Below are 16,351 nucleotides of genomic sequence, written 5' to 3'. Positions count from 1 at the left end.
TGGGCCACGGGTTGAAGAACGGGCTCGGCTACCCTCACCCCAACCCTCTCCCGAGGGGAGAGGGAGACAGCGCCAGGACGACTACTGATTCGACGGCGTTTGCGTCTGCCAGTCGTACTCACCCACGAAGACGCTCACGCGCTCGGCCACCATGCGCATCTGATCGGCGGCCTCGTCGCTGGTGCGCAGGCTGGCCATCGTCTGGTCCATGATCTTCGTCAGGTCGTTCACCGCCTGGAAGATCTGCCCGATGCCCTGGTTCTGCTGGGTGACGGCGGCGGAGATCTGCCGCACGGAGCTCACGTTATCGCGCACGATGCCGGAGAGCTGCTTGATGTTGTCACCGAAGGACCGCAGCTGCTGCACGCTGCCCTGCACCTTGTCGGAGCCACTCTCCGTCATCTCAGCCGTGGTGCGGATGGCCTCGCTGAGATCCTGCAGGATGCCCTGCACGCTGTAGGTCGCCTTGATGGACTGATCCGCCAGGCTGCGGATCTCCCGCGCCACCACCGCGAAGCCCTTGCCGTGCTCGCCGGAGCGCACGGCCTCGATGGCGGCGTTGAGCGCCAGCATGGTGGAGCGGTCCGCCAGGCTCTTCACCGTGGTGGTGATGTTGGCGATCTGCCGGGCGCGCTCGTCCAGGGCGCGGATGCTCTGTGCCATCTGGAGCACCTGCTTCTGGATGTCGTGCATGCCCGTGAGGCTCTGCTCCAGCGCGACCTCACCCGCGCGGCCAATCTCATCGGCGCGCTCGGCCTGCTGCAGCACGTCCTCCGCCTTCTGCGCGGCCACTATCGACGTCTGGCGAATCTCCTGCGCGGTGACCTGCGTCTCCTGGAGCGCCGCGGCCTGGACGGAGAGCGACTCCGTCTGATCCTTGTGGGAGCTGCCGAGCCGCTCGGCGGACTGGCCCAGCATCTGCGCCGAGTCCGTCAGCGAGGACGAGAACGTCCGCAGCCGCTCGAAGGCACCCGTGGTGGCGAAGGAGAGATCGCCCACCTCGTCCGTGGACACCCACGCCGGGAGGGAGGGCTTGCCCGAGGCAATCGACTCGATGGACTTCTGCACGGAGCTCGTGCCCGTGCTCTGGTGACGGGCGATCTCCCAGGCGCACCACGCCGCCGAGAAGATCATGAAGCCACCGACGCCAACGATGGGCATCACCAGATCGTCCAGGATGCCGCCGACCCGCTCGCGCACGAGCGCCAGCACCGCCGGGGCCACGTTCATCAACTCGGTGTACAGCGCACCAAAGCCACTGCCGGTCTTCTTGCTGACGATCATCGCCGTCACCGTCAGCGTGGCGAACACGAAGAGGGCGAAGCTGTAGGGCAGGAACCAGCGCTGCTTGGGCCACAGGAACCCGCTCTCGTCCGCGATGCGCAGCTGCGGATACTTGTGGAGTTCCTCCACCGCATGGGGACGCAGGACCCGCTCCATCCGCAGCGCCATCCGAATGCCGACCACCATCGCCAGCAGACCGAAGGCGACCACCGACTGGGGGATGATCCACGGATCCAGGTCGTACTTGACGACGGGCCACACCGCCCAGGTGACGCACGAGCCCTGGTAGGCCAGCATCACGGCGATCTCGATCTTCCGAGGCGCCTTCAGGATGCGTCGGAGGCGATCCCCCGGCAGATCATTGGGCCGCGACGTGACGGCGTCCTTCACGAAGTGGCGGATCAAAAAGAACGTGATGACGTTGCCGAAAATCGGGGTGTTGCAGGTGGCGTTGATGAGGAACACCTGCAGCGCCAGGTCTCCCTCCAGCCCCATCACCAGGGTCAGCAGATAGGCCACGGGAAGCAGCGCGGTCATCATCGCGAACTGCTGTTCCAGGTAGCAACGCAGGACCAGACGCTTCAACTCAGCCTTGTTCATCGCGCGTCCATCCTAGCACTGTTCGTCCGTAGCGCCTTTTTCCAGCCGTCATGAGAAGCCGTACAACCAGCAAAACCGCTTCCTCGGCCGGTCTCCGGGCAGACACCCCATGGCATCTGATTCAGAGCTCCGACCCAGCAGGGTGGGCCGAGGTGCAGCCTGCCGTCCCATTCTCTTAAGAGAAGGGAACTACCTCATGAGGTAGCCGCCGTTGACGCCCAGCGTCTGGCCCGTCACCCACCGGGCGTCATCCGACGCGAGGAAGGCCACGGAGCCGGTGACGTCCTCGGGACGGCCGACCTTGTTCCCGACCAGCGTCTGGGAGGCGATCATCTGCCGGGCCTTCAGCGGCACCTCGGACACCATGTCCGTGGCCACCAGGCCGACGAGGAGGGCGTTGACCGTGATGTTGCGCGGGGCGAGCTCAACCGCCGCGGTGCGGGTGAGTGACTCGACGGCAGCCTTGGTGGCCGCGTACATGCCGCTCCAGGCCTGAGTCTTGTGCACGGTGACGGAGGAGAAGTTGATGATGCGCCCCGAGTCCGCCATGTGCTTGCCCGCCAGACGGCAGCCCACGATGAGCCCCCAGATATTGACGTCCACGAGCTGCTGGAACGTGGCCCGGTCAATGTCCGCCAAGGGGCCCCATTTCAGAGCGGCCGCGTTGTTGACCAGGATGTCCAGGCGCCCGAAGCGCTGGAGCGTCGTGTCGAAGAGCGCCTGCATCTGCGCCTCATCCGCCACGTTCGCGCGGCAGGAAATGGCCTCGCCACCCAGGGCTTGGATGGAGCTGACCACCTCCGCCGCGGCCTGCTCATTCTGCGTGTAGTTCACCACCACCTTCGCGCCCTCCTCGGCCAGCCGCCGCGCGACGGCGGCACCGATACCGCGAGAGCTTCCCGTGACGATGGCCACCTTCTGCTCGAACCTGCGCATGAGCGTTGCGTCCTCGTTCGCTGTTGGGAGCCCCAGGCTACCTCGCCCCTCCCGTGCGAGCAGTTCTTCAATACAACCAGCGAATCATTCTTCACTCGGGCCGGATGGTCCTTCACTCAGGCCGCAGGGTCCTTCACTCGGCGCGGGGGTCATTAACCGCTCAGCTCCCAGCTCGCGTATCGTGTGAGCTCCGGAAGTTTCGCGGAGACAGTTCATCGGGAGGGAATCGGGTGCAATCCACCAAGCGCGGATTCGGACAGGCATTGATCATCGGCGGCAGCATCGCCGGTCTCTTGAGCGCACGCGTGCTCTCAGAGCACTTCGAGAAGGTGATCATCCTGGAGAGGGAGCCGATTCCAGAGGGTCCGGAAGCGCGTAAGAGCACGCCACAGGGTCGCCACATCCACGCCCTGCTGGAAGCCGGGCTGAAGACGCTGGACGGCATGTTCCCCGGGATGGTGCAGGAGATGGTGCGTGAGGGAGCGGACCTCATCGACATGGCCCGGGATGCCGCCTGGCTCCAGTCCGGAAGCTGGAAGGCTCGCTACGAGGGCGGCCCCCAGTCGATCCTCGTCTCCCGCCCCTATCTGGAATGGAAGGTGCGCGGCCGGGTCACCGCGCTGCCCAACGTGGAGGTGCGGCAGGGGTACGGGGTCGAGGAGCTCCTCACGGACGCCTCGCGCACGCGCGTCACCGGGGTGAGGGTGAAGGGGCCACAGGGCGAGCAGACCCTCGAGGGAGAGCTGGTGGTGGACGCCAGCGGCCGCGGCTCGCGGGCCCCGCACTGGCTGGAGCAGCTCGGCTATGGCCGTCCGGAAGAGGAGCAGGTGGGCATCGACCTGGGGTACACGAGCCGGTTCTACGAGCGCCCCGCGGGCTTCGACGACTTCAAGATCATGGTCGTCAATGGCCGCGCGCCCGAGTCCCGGCGCTCGGGCTTCATCTCGAACGTGGAGGGCGGACGGTGGATCGTCAGCCTCAACGGCTACTTCGGAGACCACGCGCCCACCGACGACGAGGGCTTCCTGGAGTTCGCGCGGAAGCTGCCCGCCCCCCACCTCTATGAGTACATCCGGAACGCGAAGCCGCTGACCCAGCCCGTCACGCACAAGATTCCGTCGAGCCGGTGGCTGCACTTCGAGACGATGGCGCGCTTCCCGGAGGGGTTCGTGCTCCTGGGTGACGCGGTCTGCGCCCTCAACCCCGTCTTCGGCCAGGGCATGACGGTCATCAGCATGGGGGCGAAGATCCTCGGGGAGAGCATCGCCCGGGCGCGCACCTCGCCGAGCGGGCTCCATCAGGGGCTGTCGCGGAGCTTCCATCAGGAGCTTGGCAAGCTCATCGGGGCGGCCTGGTTCCTGACCACCACCATGGACCTGGCCCACCCGGAGGCCCGAGGCAAGCGGCCCGCCGGGCTCAAGGCCCTGCTGTGGACCATCCAGAACATGATTGACCTCACCTCGGTGGACGCGAAGTCCTGCCACCAGTTCTACGAGGTGCTGCACATGCGCAAGGGGGCCGAGGGGCTGCTGCAGCCGGGGTTCGCCGCGTCGCTGCTGGGCTACAGCCTCAAGAGCCTGCTCATCCCGAGGGAGCGGCGCGCGAACCTGACCACGCTGCCCCCCACACCAGGGAAGCAGACCCGGACCGGCGACAAGTCCCTGGGCGCCGCCGCATAGCGTCACGCCTGGCCGGGCTCCGGCTCCCGGACGGCCCATTTGGAGGACCGGGGAGGTAGTTGTAGAACACTCCCCGACACGGCCGTCCCCCACCACGGGAGCCCCCAAAAATGCCCGAAACAGCCAAGACCGAGGCAGCTCGGAACGATGTTGTTCCGACTGGCGCCGCCTCGAGCGAAGTCGCCCAGACAGCAGCCGAGTTTCAGCCGTACATCCCCTCCGAGCGCACCGACGTCGCCGAGTTCACCCCGAAGGCCATCGGCATCGGCGTGGTCTTCGGCGTCATCTTCGGCGCCGCGACGGTGTACCTGGCCCTGAAGGCAGGCCTGACCGTCTCGGCCTCCATCCCCATCGCGGTGCTCGCCATCTCGCTGCTCAAGAAGCTGGGCGGCTCGACGATCCTCGAGAACAACGTGGTGCAGACCATCGGCTCCGCGGGCGAGTCCATCGCCGCGGGCGTGGTGTTCACCCTGCCCGGCTTCCTCTTTCTGAGCACCGACAGCAAGGGCTCCAGCTTCTTCGAGTACTGGACCATCTTCACGCTGGCGCTGCTGGGCGGCGTGCTGGGCACGCTGATGATGGTGCCGCTGCGGCGCTCGCTCATCGTGAAGGAGCACGCCAACCTGCCCTACCCCGAGGGCACGGCGTGCGCCTCGGTGCTCATCGCCGGTGAGAAGGGTGGCGACCTGGCGAAGATTGCCTTCCAGGGCGTGGGCTTCGCCTTCGTGTACGCGCTGCTGCAGAAGATCGTGAAGCTCATCGCCGAGACGCCGGCGCTGGTGACGAAGCAGACGAACAAGTTCTTCCCGTCCGCCACGCTCAACGGCGACATCACCCCCGAGTACCTGGGCGTGGGCTACATCGTCGGTCCGAAGATCGCCGGCGTGCTGGTGGCCGGTGGCGTGCTGGCGTGGCTGGGCATCATCCCGCTGCTGGCCTCAGTGGTGCCTCCGGACACCATCGCGATGCAGCTGGTGAAGCTGGGCGAGCTCAAGAGCATCACGAGCCCGGGCAGTTCGGGTGGGTGGGATCCGGTGACCCACACCTTCTCCAATACGGCGGTGGCCATCTACCGCGCCTACGTGCGGCAGATTGGTGCGGGAGCGGTGGCCGCGGGCGGCTTCATCACGCTGCTCAAGACGCTGCCCACCATCGTCGCGGCCTTCAAGGAGAGCCTGTCGTCGTTCAAGGAGGGCGCCGCGGCGGTCGCGCAGAAGCGCACCGAGCGGGATCTGCCCATCACCGTCGTGCTCTTCGGCAGCGTGGGCCTCGTGCTGGTGATGGCCGCCCTGCCCTTCCTGCCGGGCACGGTGTTCGGCCGCCTGCTGCTGGGCATCCTCATCGTGGTGTTCGGCTTCTTCTTCGTGACGGTGGCCTCGCGCATCGTGGGCATCATCGGCTCGTCGTCCAACCCCATCTCCGGCATGACGATCGCCACGCTGATGGCCACGTGCCTCATCTTCGTGGGTATCGGCTGGACGGGTGACGTGTACCAGCCCATGGCGCTGTGCGTGGGTGGCATGGTGTGCATCGCCGCGGCGAACGCGGGCGCCACGTCGCAGGACCTGAAGACGGGCTACCTGGTGGGCGCCACCCCACGGGCGCAGCAGCTCGGCCTGATGATTGGTGCGGTGGCGGCGGCGATCGTCATCGGCCTCACCATGAAGCTGCTGGACACGCCGACGGAGGCGATGCGCGCGCAGGGCGTGGAGCACATGATTGGCACCGCGGCGTTCCCCGCGCCACAGGGCACGCTGATGGCCACGCTCATCAAGGGCCTGCTGTCCTTCAACCTGGACTGGCAGTTCGTGCTGGTGGGCGTCTTCCTGTCGGTGACGATGGAGCTGTGCGGCGTGAAGTCGCTGTCCTTCGCCGTGGGCGCGTACCTGCCGCTGTCCACCACCGCGCCCATCTTCGTGGGCGGCGCCATCAAGGGCCTGTCGGACTACATGGCGGCGCGCAAGGGCGAGCACGTGGAGGAGTCCGAGCTGGGGCCCGGCAACCTCTTCTCCACGGGCCTGGTGGCCGGCGGCGCGCTGGCGGGCGTCGTGGTCGCCATCCTGTCGGTGAACGAGGGCGTCAGCGCGGCCATCTCCAAGCTGTCCGTGGAGCAGGCCCTGCACCACACCGTGGGCGAGAGCGGCTACCACCTCATCGGCGTCCTCGCCTTCGCCTTCATGGGCTTCGTGCTGTACCGCATCTCGCGCAAGCCCTCGCAGGCGTAGCACCCGGACTTCGCAGTCAGTCGTAGCTCGAAGCGCTCGGCGTGAGTCCTTCCGTCGAGCGCTCCTTTTTTGTCTCGTGATGCGGAGAGAAGGGCCCGCCCTCCGGCCGCCTGCCCGCTCCCCCTCCGAGACCCGCTTCCTATCTCCCGGCCCGAGTCAACTCTCTCGTGGGCCCACCAGGGACTCCTGTCCTCCACCGGTCATTTCGGCGTGGAATTTTGTTACCATTCTCTCAATGCACGAGCCGGCCCTGCGCGCCCTCCACCCGGTGGCGGCCTTCGTTCCAACGCCATGACCGCCACGCCCCTCTCGAACGAGCTCTCCGATGAGCTGGCCGAAAGTCTCTTCCAGGCCGAGCACCACCCCCTGCTGCGCACCATCCTCGACAACTCCATCGAGGGTCTGGCGATCGTCGATGCACAGGGCAAGCAGCTCTACATCAACGCGCAGGGCCGCCGGATCCTCGGCCTCGGGTTCACGGACGCGCTCCCCGACACCTGGAGCGAGCGCTACGGCATCTTCTACCCGGACATGAGGACGCGGTGCCCGTCCGAAAAGCTCCCGCTGTACCGCGCCCTCCAGGGAGAGGAGTCCCCCTCGGAGGACCTCTTCGTCCGCAATGCCATGCTCCCGGACGGCCAGCACTGCCACGCGAGCGCCAGACCCGTACGCGACCGCCAGGGCACGCTCCTGGGGGCCACCCTCCACCTGCGCGATACCTCGGGACAGCGTCATGCCGAGGCCGAGAGGCGCCGCATCCAGCAGCGCTTCCAGTTCATCGTGGAGTCCGCCCAAGAGGGCATCTGGACGGTCGATACGGAGAACCGCACCGTCTACGTCAACCGCTACTTCGCCCAGATGCTGGGCTACTCGGTTGAGGAGATGATGCAGAAGACCCTCTTCGACGTCATCCGCAAGGAGGACATGGCGCTCATGGAGCGCTACGTCGAGGATCGGCGCCAGGGCAGGTCCGCCCTCCTCGATGACTTCCAGCTCGTGCGCAAGGACGGGACTCGCATCTGGACCATGGTCTCGACCGGGCCCATCCTCGACGACAACGGCAACTATATCGGTGCGATGGCGATGATCACCGACGTCACCCAGCGCCGCGAGGCCGAGGAGCAGGTGCGCCGGCTCAACGCGGACCTGGAGCGCCGCATCGCCGAGCGCACCGCCCAGCTCGAGTTCTCCAACCGCGAGCTGGAGGCCTTCGCCTACTCCGTGGCCCATGACCTGCGCGCCCCGCTGCGCAGCATCTCCAACTTCACCCTCGCGCTGGCCGAGGACTGCACGGACAAGCTCGATGACATGGGCTTGGACTACCTCAAGCGCATCCGCGCCTCCTCGCAGCGGATGTCCGAGCTCATCGACGGCATCCTCGCGCTCTCGCGCGTCAACCGCACCGAGTTCGTGGAGACGGAGGTCAACCTGTCCGCCCTGGCACGCTCCATCGCCGAGCAGCTCCAGCGCTGGAAGCCCGAGCGCACCGTGCGCTTCCAGCTCCAGGACGGGCTGGTGGACCGCGGGGACTCGCAGCTCTTGCGCCTGGTGCTGGAGAACCTGATGGGCAACGCCTGGAAGTTCACCCGCGAGAAGTCCGAGGCGGAGATCGAGTTCGGGATTCTGCCCCCGGAGGAGGGAAAGGGGCGCGTCTACTTCGTCCGGGACAACGGGGCTGGCTTCGACATGGAGTACCAGAACAAGCTCTTTGGCGTCTTCCAGCGGCTCCACACGCAGCAGGAGTTCGAGGGCAACGGCGTGGGGCTGGCCACCGTGCAGCGCATCGTCCGGCGCCACGGGGGCCGCGTCTGGGGAGAGGGCCGGGTCGGACAGGGCGCCACCTTCTTCTTCACCCTCCACGACTGAGGAGACACCGCTATGTACGACCCGAGTCAACGCGTCATCTTGCTCGTCGAGGACAACGCCGATGACGAGCTGATGACGCTCCGGGCGTTCCGCAAGAGCAACTTCCACAACCCGGTGGTCGTCGTGCGCGACGGAGCCGAGGCTATCGACTACCTCTTCATCCAGGGCCGGCACGCCAACCGCGACCCCGCTATCCGGCCCCAGGTCGTCCTGTTGGATCTCCACCTGCCCCGCATCGACGGCCTGGAGGTACTGCGGCGCATCCGCGCCCACGAGCAGACCCGCACCCTGCCGGTGGTCGTCCTCACCTCCTCCAAGGAGGAGCGCGACCTGGTGGAGAGCTACCAGCTCGGAGTGAACAGCTTCGTCCACAAGCCCGTGGACGTCACCGCCTTCTTCGAGGCGGTGCGTCAGCTCGGCATGTACTGGCTCGTCCTCAACGAGCTTCCCACCCAGAGAAGGGGCGCATGATGGCCTCGCCGCTGCGACTGCTGCTCATCGAGGACTTCGAGGACGATGCCCTGATGGTGCTGCGCGAGCTGCGGCGCGGCGGTTATGACGTCTCGCACACCCGTGTCGAGACAGCCGAGGCCCTGGAGCGTGCGCTCGACGAGGGCCCCTGGGATGCCGTCATCGCCGACTACGCGTTGCCCCGCTTCGACGCGCTGGCGGCGTTCGCCATGGTGCAGCGGCGGGGGCTGGACATCCCCTTCCTCATCGTCTCCGGACAGATTGGTGAGGACACGGCCGTGCGGGCGATGAAGGCCGGCGTCCACGACTTCCTGCTGAAGGACCGGCTGGGCCGGCTGGGACCCGCCGTCGCCCGCGAGCTGCGCGAGGCCGCGCTCCGGGCCGAACGCCGGAAGCTGCAGGAGCAGCTCCTCTTGTCGGATCGGCTCGCCTCGTTGGGGTTGCTCGCCGCCAGCGTGGCGCACGAAATCAACAACCCGCTCGCCTCGCTCATGGCCAACCTGGACTTCATCCTCCACCCCGAGGATGCGGAGGGGCCGGTGCCCGTGTCGACCCTCTCCATCGAGCACGAGCAGGCGCTGCGTGATTGTCTCCTGTGCGCCGATCGCATCCGGGAGATCATCCGCGACATCAAGGTCTTCTCCCGGCCGGACGACAAGCAGCGCGGCCCCCTGGATGTGCACCGGGTGCTCGACTCCTCGCTGCGCATGGCGTGGAACCACATCTTCCACCGCGCCCGCATCGTCAAGGACTACGGCACATGCACGCCGGTGCTCGGCAGCGAGGCGCCGCTCGGGCAGGTCTTCCTCAACCTGCTCGTCAACGCCGCCGACGCCATCCCCGATGGCCAGAGCACCACCCAGGAAATCCGCGTGGTGACGCGCCAGGAGGGGACCAGCCACGTCCGGGTGGAGATCCACGACACCGGTCGGGGCATTCCCCCGGAGCTGCGCGAGCGCATCTTCGAGCCCTTCTTCACCACCAAACCGGTGGGCGTGGGCACGGGACTGGGGCTGGCCATCTGCCGCCGCCTCGTCACCGAGATGGGAGGGGAGCTCTGCGTGGAGAGCGAGCCGGGGCGAGGCAGCGTGTTCCTCCTGCGCCTGCCCACCACGGAGGGTGTGGCCGAGCATTCCCCTCGGGTCACCGACAAGCCGCTCCCCCAACGGCGTGTCCTGGTCCTGGATGACGAGGTCATTGTGGGCCGCGCCGTCCAGCGGCTGCTCGGCGCGCACTGCGAGGTCTCCGTGCTCTCCCGGGGCGCGGAGGCGTTGGCGCTGGTGGCCTCGGGCCGGCGCTTCGACATCATCCTGAGCGACCTGATGATGCCGGAGATGAGCGGTCCCCGGTTCCATGAGGAGCTGTCCCGCCTGGCACCGGAGCAGGCGCAGCGCGTCATCTTCATGACCGGAGGGGCCTTCACAGAGCAGTCACAAGCCTTCCTGGCCAACAACGGCCTGCCCTGCATCGACAAGCCCATCGACGCCCAGCGCCTGCGCGCCTTGATGGCGAAGATGCCGCCGCTGGACGCCCCCGAATGAGTCCAGGGCTCGAGCGTGGACTTTCCACCACTCCCCAGCCCTCGCCGGGAGGGGATTGCGAGGTGGAAGACGCTTGGCCCCCTGCATGCATGCAGTTGGAGCGAGCCGTCCTCATCTCGTCAGGCGCATCACGAAACCGCGTCAGGCATCTCCAAATAATGGAATGAGACGGGCCCACACCGAGCCCCTGGGGAGGAGCCGATGAGCACAGCCCTGGCAAAACGAGCGTTGGAGCGCGCCGAGGAGGCGCGTGTCCTGGAAGCACGGGAAAACCGCAATAAGGTGCGCCAGGAGCTTGCCCGGAACATGTCGGGCCGCTCGCTCGTCGAGCTCTCCCTGGACGTGCCACGGGGAGCCGCGTCGAACGAGGACGCCGAGCGCCTCTTCCTCTCCGGGCTCCAGCAGATGGAGGCGGGGCTGGGTGTACCGCCCACGGAGATGCTCGAGGATGCCGCGGGGTTCTACGGCCTCTTCGTCACGGAGCTGCCCGCGCTGCTGGCACGGCGCAGGGCCAGCCGCATCGAGGAGCAGACGGCGTGGGACAAGCACCTGTGCATCGAGTGCTACGGCCTCGCCGGGAGCTTCGGCACCACGAGCAAGGTCCCCCGCGAGCTGGTGGGGGCCCCGGCCGCACGGTAGTCCCGAAGAGCCCTACCCGCTCGTGGCCAGCACGCGCACGAGCGGCTCCAGCGCCGCGGTGAAGACGTCCGGTGGAGGGAGCAACGACAGCACCAGGAAGGCCCCGCGGGTGAAGTCGTAGAAGTAGCCCGGCTGCACCACCACGCCCTCGTCCAGCAGGGCCAGGCACGTGGCCTCCTCCCCGGGCTCCAGGGGAATGCGCAGCACGGAGCTCCACCCTCCTTGGGCAGGCACCACGTCCCAGTGGGCGTCGCTCGGGCGGGCCTGGCGCAGCAGCCTCCGGTTCTCCGTCACCCGTGTCAGCAGCGCCTCCTGGAAGCGGGGCGCGTGGGACAGCAGCCCAGGCAGGGCGAGCTGCACGGGGGTATTCACCGACAGGTACGTGTCCGCCACCAGCTCCAACCGAGCCAGGGCCTCGTCACGCAACGCGTCAGGCCCGCCCACGTGCGTCCACCCCAGCTTGAAGCCGGGCAGCCCCGCCACCTTCGACAGGCCCGACAGAGAGAAGGTGAGCATGGGCAGCTCGCGCCCAGCCACCGTGGGCACTCGGCCCGGCTCCTCGTCCCAGGCGAAGTCGGAGAACACCTCGTCCGAGATGAGCGCCAGCCCGACCTCCGCGCACAGCCTGCCCAAGGCGTCCAGCTCGCCCTCTCGCAGGTAGTGCCCCGTGGGGTTGCCTGGGTTCACCACGAGCACGGCACGGGTGCGCGCGTCCCTCGCAGCGGCCACCGCCTCCACATCCAGGCCGAAGCCGTGCGCCCGTGGCAGCCGGTAGGTGCGCGTCTCCACGCCCTCCAGCCGCGTGAGGTACTCGAAGAGCGGGTAGCTGGGCGCGGGGACGAGGACGTTGTCCCCGGGCTCGCACAGCAGCTTGAAGAGCCAGCCGTAGGACTCGCTGGTGCTCGCCGAGAGGACGAGGTGCGCAGGTGAGACGTGGGCACCGCGAGAGGCCAGGTACGCGGCCACGGCCTCACGGGCTGACAGCAGCCCCTGGGGCTCGGGTGCGTAGCCGAGGGCCCCCGGGTGCGCCAACAGGGCCAGCTCGGGTGAGGGCAGGCCCACGCGGGTGGGGTTGGTCTCGGTGAGGTCCAGCAGGGGGAGGCCGCGGTCCCGGCGCTCGGCGAGGGCCCGCGCCAGGGGATTCCAGGTGCGAGGGAAGTCAGTGCGCGCGGAGAAGCCGCTCACAGTCCCGTCTGAAGCATGGCCGAGGCGACGAGGCGGATCAGCTCGCGGCGGATCTCCCGCCGGCAGTGCTCGACGGCCTTCGGGTGAGGAGTGGGCAGCTCATCGGCGCGCATGCGGATGGCGGTGCGAACCACGAGCTCGACCTTGGCCGGCTCGATGTGGAAGAGCCGTTGGCCGTCCTTCTGAAGGAAGTAGGAGAGACCACGCGCGTCGAGGAGCTTGGAGAAGTACCGCCTGGCATCGGCGAGGAGCGAGAGGTCGATGATGTCCGCCATTCGTTGGGCGTTCTCGCGCAGATCGAAACATGCGTCCATTTTCACGGCCGAGTGACACGAAAACTTGCACTCGCGCGCATGTACCGGATCGCTCCGGAGGCCGATTTATCGGCCTCGCGCGCGATTGGAGCGCCCTGTAGCGAGCGCGTTCTGCACCAGCGGTGCGAGCGCCTTTCGGAAGGCCGCGTGACGTCGGCGAGGATCCACCAGGTAGGGCACGGGACCGAGAACCTGGACACGGTGGCGCTCGGCGATAAAGGCCGGGTTGTCGCGCTCAGAGGGGTCGCGCGAGGAGGTGCTCCGAGAGAGGAGCACGGCCGCGACAGGGATGTTGCGCGCGGCGAGGGCCTCGAGGGACAGGGCGGTGTGGTTGAGCGTGCCCAGGCCAGCGCGGGCGACGAGCAGGACGGGGAGGCCGAGCGTGGAGATGAGGTCGATGACGTCGTGCGAGGAGTCGAGGGCCACAAAGAGCCCCCCGGCCCCCTCGACGACGACGGAGCCGTGCCGGAGGCGCTCCCAGGCAGCGAGGGTGACGTTCCAGTCGGGCTCGCGACCCAGACGGCGCGCGGCGATGCCGGGAGCCAGGGGAGCGCGGAAGCGGTGCGGACAGACGATGTCGAGGGGCAGGTCGCTCCGGGCGGCCTCGCGCAGGGAGAGCGCGTCCGCGGGTGCGGAGAGGGAGGCACACCCGCTCTCATAGGGCTTGAAGCCCTGGGGAGAGAGCCCTGCATCAGCGAGCAGGGACAACAGGGCACGAGAGGCCTGCGTCTTACCGACGCCCGTATCCGTGCCCGTGACGAAGAACCGCGGCCAACGCATCTCGGAAGCTCGAGTTGCCAAGGAATCTCCCACTCAGCAGTCCGTGAATCAAAGATTCAGCGAGCGCAGCCCCTCGAGTGCCAGGTCCACATGGCCCTCGGTGTGCGCGGCGGAGAGACAGAAGCGGAGCCGGCTGGTGCCCTCGGGGACGGTCGGAGGCCGGATGGCCTTGACGAGCAGCCCGCGGGCGCGCAGCGCACGAGCCGCCGCGACAGCGCGCTCGGGCTCCCCGACGATGACAGGGAAGATGGCGCTCCGGGGCTCCGCGACGAACCCGAGCGAGCGCAGTCCCGCGGAGAAGCGCCGGATGTTGCGCCACAGCCGGGCACGCAGGGCCTCATCGTGCTCGACGATGTCCACGGCGGCCTCGGCGGCGGCGCACAGGGCAGCAGGGAGCGCCGTCGAGTAGACAAGGGGCCGAGCACGATTGAGCACGAGTTCCACGACAGGGCGGGAGGCACAGATGTACGCCCCCAGTCCGCCGAGGGACTTGCTCAAGGTGCCCATGCGCACGTCGACAGCGTCACAGAGCCCGAGTTCCTCGCACAACCCCGCGCCTCGGGCCCCGAGGACACCTGTGGCATGGGCCTCGTCGACGAGGAGCGCGGCACCGTGAGCCCGGCAGACACGAACAATCTCCCGCAGGGGCGCATGGTCTCCATCCATGGAGAACACGGTGTCGGTGACGACAAGCCGACGGCGAGCGGGAGTAGAAGCCAGGGCCCGCTCCAGCGCCTCGACATCGGAGTGCGGATAGACGACGACCCGAGCGCGCGAGAGTCGACAGCCGTCGATAAGCGAGGCGTGGTTGAGGGAGTCGGAGAAGACAGCATCCTCGGGGCCGACAAGGGCCTGGAGGGTGCCGACGTTGGCGGCATAGCCCGAGTTGAAGAGGAGAGCCGCCTCGGAGCGCTCGAAGGAGGCGATCCGAGCCTCCAGCCGCTGATGAACGGTGGAGTCCCCCACAACGAGCCGGCTGGCCCCAGAGCCCACCCCATAGCCCTCCAGAGCGGCGGCAGCGGCAGCGCGCACAGAGGGCGAGGCAGCGAGACCCAGGTAGTCGTTGGAGGAGAAGTTAACGAGCGTCTCGTCCCCCACGCGCACGAGTGGACCCTGAGGAGAATCAAGCGGCTCCAGCACCCGCTTCAACCCGCGGGAGACAAGAGAGTCCAACTCAGCCCGGGCCCACGCCGTGCAAACCCCCTCTCCCTCCGGGAGAGGGCTGGGGTGAGGGTATCGCGTATCCGGAGCCATTTACCGCGACGTATCCGGTTCCAGGGGACGGATACCGGCCTTCTCCAGGAGGGCCATGTCCTGGGTGTACTCAGGGTTACCGGTGGTGAGCAACTTCTCGCCGAAGAAGAGCGAGTTAGCACCCGCGAGCATGCACAGGAGCTGAGCCTCCTCGTTCATCTGCATGCGGCCGGCGGACAAGCGGACCATGGCCATGGGCATGAGGATGCGAGCGGTGGCGATGGTGCGGACCATCTCCACGGACTGCACGGGCTTCTGGTTCTGCAGGGGAGTGCCCTTCACGGGGACGAGCGCGTTGATGGGCACGGACTCGGGGTGGACCTCCTGGTTGGCGAGCGTGAGCAGCAGCTTGCAGCGATCCTCCACGGACTCACCCATGCCGATGATGCCGCCGGAGCACACGGAGATGCCGGCCTTGCGGACGCGCTCGAGGGTGTCGAGCCGGTCCTGGTACGTGCGAGTGGAGATGATGTCGCCGTACTTGTCCTCGGAGGTGTCGAGGTTGTGGTTGTAAGCGGAGAGGCCGGCCTCGCGCAGCCGCCGGGCCTGGCTCTCGGTGAGCATGCCGAGCGTGGCACAGGCCTCCATGCCGAGCGACTTCACGCCGCGGACCATCTCCAGGACACTGTCAAACTGGGGCCCGTCCTTCACCTCGCGCCAGGCAGCGCCCATGCAGAAGCGGGTGGCGCCGGCGGCGCGCGCCTTGGAGGCGGCGTCCAGCACGGACGACACGGACATGAGCTTCTCGGCCTCCAGGCCAGTGTCCTTGTGGTAGCGCGCGGCCTGGGGGCAGTAGCCGCAGTCCTCGGGGCAGCCGCCCGTCTTGATGGACAGCAGCGAGCACAGCTGCACCTTGTTGTCCTGGAAGACAGCCCGGTGGACGCTCTGCGCCTTGTGGATGAGCTCCAGCAGGGGCAGCTCGTAGAGGCCTCGCACCTCGGCGAGCGTCCAGTCGTGGCGAACGACGACACCCGGGGGCGGCGTGGCGAAGTGGGCGTGACCGTGGAAGTCGTGGGCGGCGGAGTCGGACATGGGCTCCTCAGGAAGTGGGAGCGCGCACGGTGCGTGGACGGCCAGCCCTTGTCAACCACGCATCGCGGCCGGGTTGACGACTTCCCGGCCCCGGAACAGCACGGGGGGCCCGGGAGGCGGGAATGCGAGGTTCGCACCCCTCCCCTACCGGGCCCCGGACATCAGGCGTGGATTCGACGGCCTCGGCCCGCCCAGCCCACGAGGAGTAGGACGACGATGGAGCCGACCACGGACATGATCAATCCCGAGGGGTTGAGGTCCAGAACGCTCCGGCCCGGAGAGAAGAGCGCGCCGATGAAGCCACCCACGAACGAGCCCACGATGCCCAACAGCATCGTCGCCACCAGACCCATCGACTGCCGGCCCGGGAGGAGCGCCCGAGCGATCAGACCCGCGACCAGACCCACCACGATGAACCAGATGATGCTCATTACCGTCTCCCTTCGTAGAGCGCCGCGACGTGCGGCCCTAGTTGGGAGCAACGTGGTGAGCCCTCCCCAGAAGCACAACTTGACGGGGACCCGGAGTTTACTCCCCCGCCTGGC

General features: G+C 67.8%; 14 protein-coding genes. 6 read left to right on the top strand and 8 right to left on the bottom strand.

Annotated elements, in window-relative coordinates; translation table 11 throughout:
* Positions 1-81 precede the first annotated feature (81 nt).
* Entirely contained in the window at positions 82-1,884 is a 1,803-nt protein-coding gene (locus tag F0U60_RS11100; RefSeq protein WP_395817739.1) for a methyl-accepting chemotaxis protein, read from the bottom strand.
* Positions 1,885-2,073: 189 nt separating this feature from the next.
* Positions 2,074-2,820 carry an SDR family NAD(P)-dependent oxidoreductase gene (locus tag F0U60_RS11095; protein ID WP_395817736.1) on the bottom strand — a complete coding sequence of 249 codons (747 nt, stop codon included), beginning with the start codon at positions 2,818-2,820 and terminating at the stop codon, positions 2,074-2,076.
* 230 nt (positions 2,821-3,050) lie between these two features.
* Here F0U60_RS11095 and F0U60_RS11090 point away from each other — a divergent pair, with 230 nt between their 5' ends.
* The 6 genes from F0U60_RS11090 (at position 3,051) to F0U60_RS11065 (ending at position 11,241) form a co-directional block, all read left to right on the top strand.
* Positions 3,051-4,499: an FAD-dependent oxidoreductase gene (locus F0U60_RS11090; protein ID WP_395817734.1), complete on the top strand. Its 1,449-nt coding sequence runs from the start codon at positions 3,051-3,053 to the stop codon at positions 4,497-4,499.
* 110 nt (positions 4,500-4,609) lie between these two features.
* Entirely contained in the window at positions 4,610-6,724 is a 2,115-nt protein-coding gene (locus tag F0U60_RS11085; protein ID WP_395817731.1) for an OPT family oligopeptide transporter, read from the top strand.
* A 291-nt stretch (positions 6,725-7,015) separates the two neighbouring features.
* Entirely contained in the window at positions 7,016-8,590 is a 1,575-nt protein-coding gene (locus tag F0U60_RS11080) for a PAS domain S-box protein (RefSeq protein ID WP_395817727.1), read from the top strand.
* 12 nt (positions 8,591-8,602) lie between these two features.
* Positions 8,603-9,061, top strand: a complete 459-nt coding sequence (locus F0U60_RS11075) for a response regulator (RefSeq protein WP_395817723.1) — start codon at positions 8,603-8,605, stop codon at positions 9,059-9,061.
* Positions 9,058-10,602, top strand: coding sequence for an ATP-binding protein (locus F0U60_RS11070; protein WP_395817721.1), 1,545 nt, complete (start codon positions 9,058-9,060; stop codon positions 10,600-10,602). The genes F0U60_RS11075 and F0U60_RS11070 overlap by 4 nt, the downstream gene beginning before the upstream one ends.
* Positions 10,603-10,803: 201 nt before the next feature.
* A complete protein-coding gene (locus F0U60_RS11065; protein ID WP_395817719.1) occupies positions 10,804-11,241 on the top strand; it encodes a citrate lyase holo-[acyl-carrier protein] synthase in 438 nt (145 codons plus the stop codon).
* A gap of 12 nt (positions 11,242-11,253) precedes the next feature.
* Here the strand turns inward: F0U60_RS11065 and F0U60_RS11060 are convergent, their stop codons facing one another.
* The 6 genes from F0U60_RS11060 to F0U60_RS11035 all read right to left on the bottom strand — a co-directional run bounded on the left by F0U60_RS11060 (position 11,254) and on the right by F0U60_RS11035 (position 16,237).
* A complete protein-coding gene (locus F0U60_RS11060; RefSeq protein ID WP_395817717.1) occupies positions 11,254-12,426 on the bottom strand; it encodes a pyridoxal phosphate-dependent aminotransferase in 1,173 nt (390 codons plus the stop codon).
* Positions 12,423-12,740 (bottom strand): hypothetical protein, encoded by a 318-nt coding sequence (locus F0U60_RS11055; protein WP_395825185.1) that lies wholly within the window; start codon positions 12,738-12,740, stop codon positions 12,423-12,425. The genes F0U60_RS11060 and F0U60_RS11055 overlap by 4 nt, the downstream gene beginning before the upstream one ends.
* 66 nt (positions 12,741-12,806) lie before the next feature.
* Positions 12,807-13,520, bottom strand: a complete 714-nt coding sequence (gene bioD / locus F0U60_RS11050) for a dethiobiotin synthase (protein WP_395817714.1) — start codon at positions 13,518-13,520, stop codon at positions 12,807-12,809.
* A 48-nt stretch (positions 13,521-13,568) separates the two neighbouring features.
* Complete coding sequence (gene bioF / locus F0U60_RS11045; protein WP_395817711.1) at positions 13,569-14,774, bottom strand: 8-amino-7-oxononanoate synthase; 1,206 nt, start codon at positions 14,772-14,774, stop codon at positions 13,569-13,571.
* On the bottom strand, positions 14,775-15,806 hold the full coding sequence (gene bioB, locus F0U60_RS11040) for a biotin synthase BioB (protein WP_395817708.1): 1,032 nt from the start codon (positions 15,804-15,806) through the stop codon (positions 14,775-14,777). It abuts the gene before it with no gap.
* Between the two features lie 161 nt (positions 15,807-15,967).
* Positions 15,968-16,237: a GlsB/YeaQ/YmgE family stress response membrane protein gene (locus tag F0U60_RS11035; protein ID WP_395817706.1), complete on the bottom strand. Its 270-nt coding sequence runs from the start codon at positions 16,235-16,237 to the stop codon at positions 15,968-15,970.
* Positions 16,238-16,351: the final 114 nt, after the last annotated feature.

Source organism: Archangium minus, assembly GCF_044360475.1.
Classification (GTDB): domain Bacteria; phylum Myxococcota; class Myxococcia; order Myxococcales; family Myxococcaceae; genus Archangium; species Archangium minus.
The sequence above is the reverse complement of the archived record's forward strand: the minus strand, read 5'-3'. Positions and strand labels throughout refer to the sequence as shown.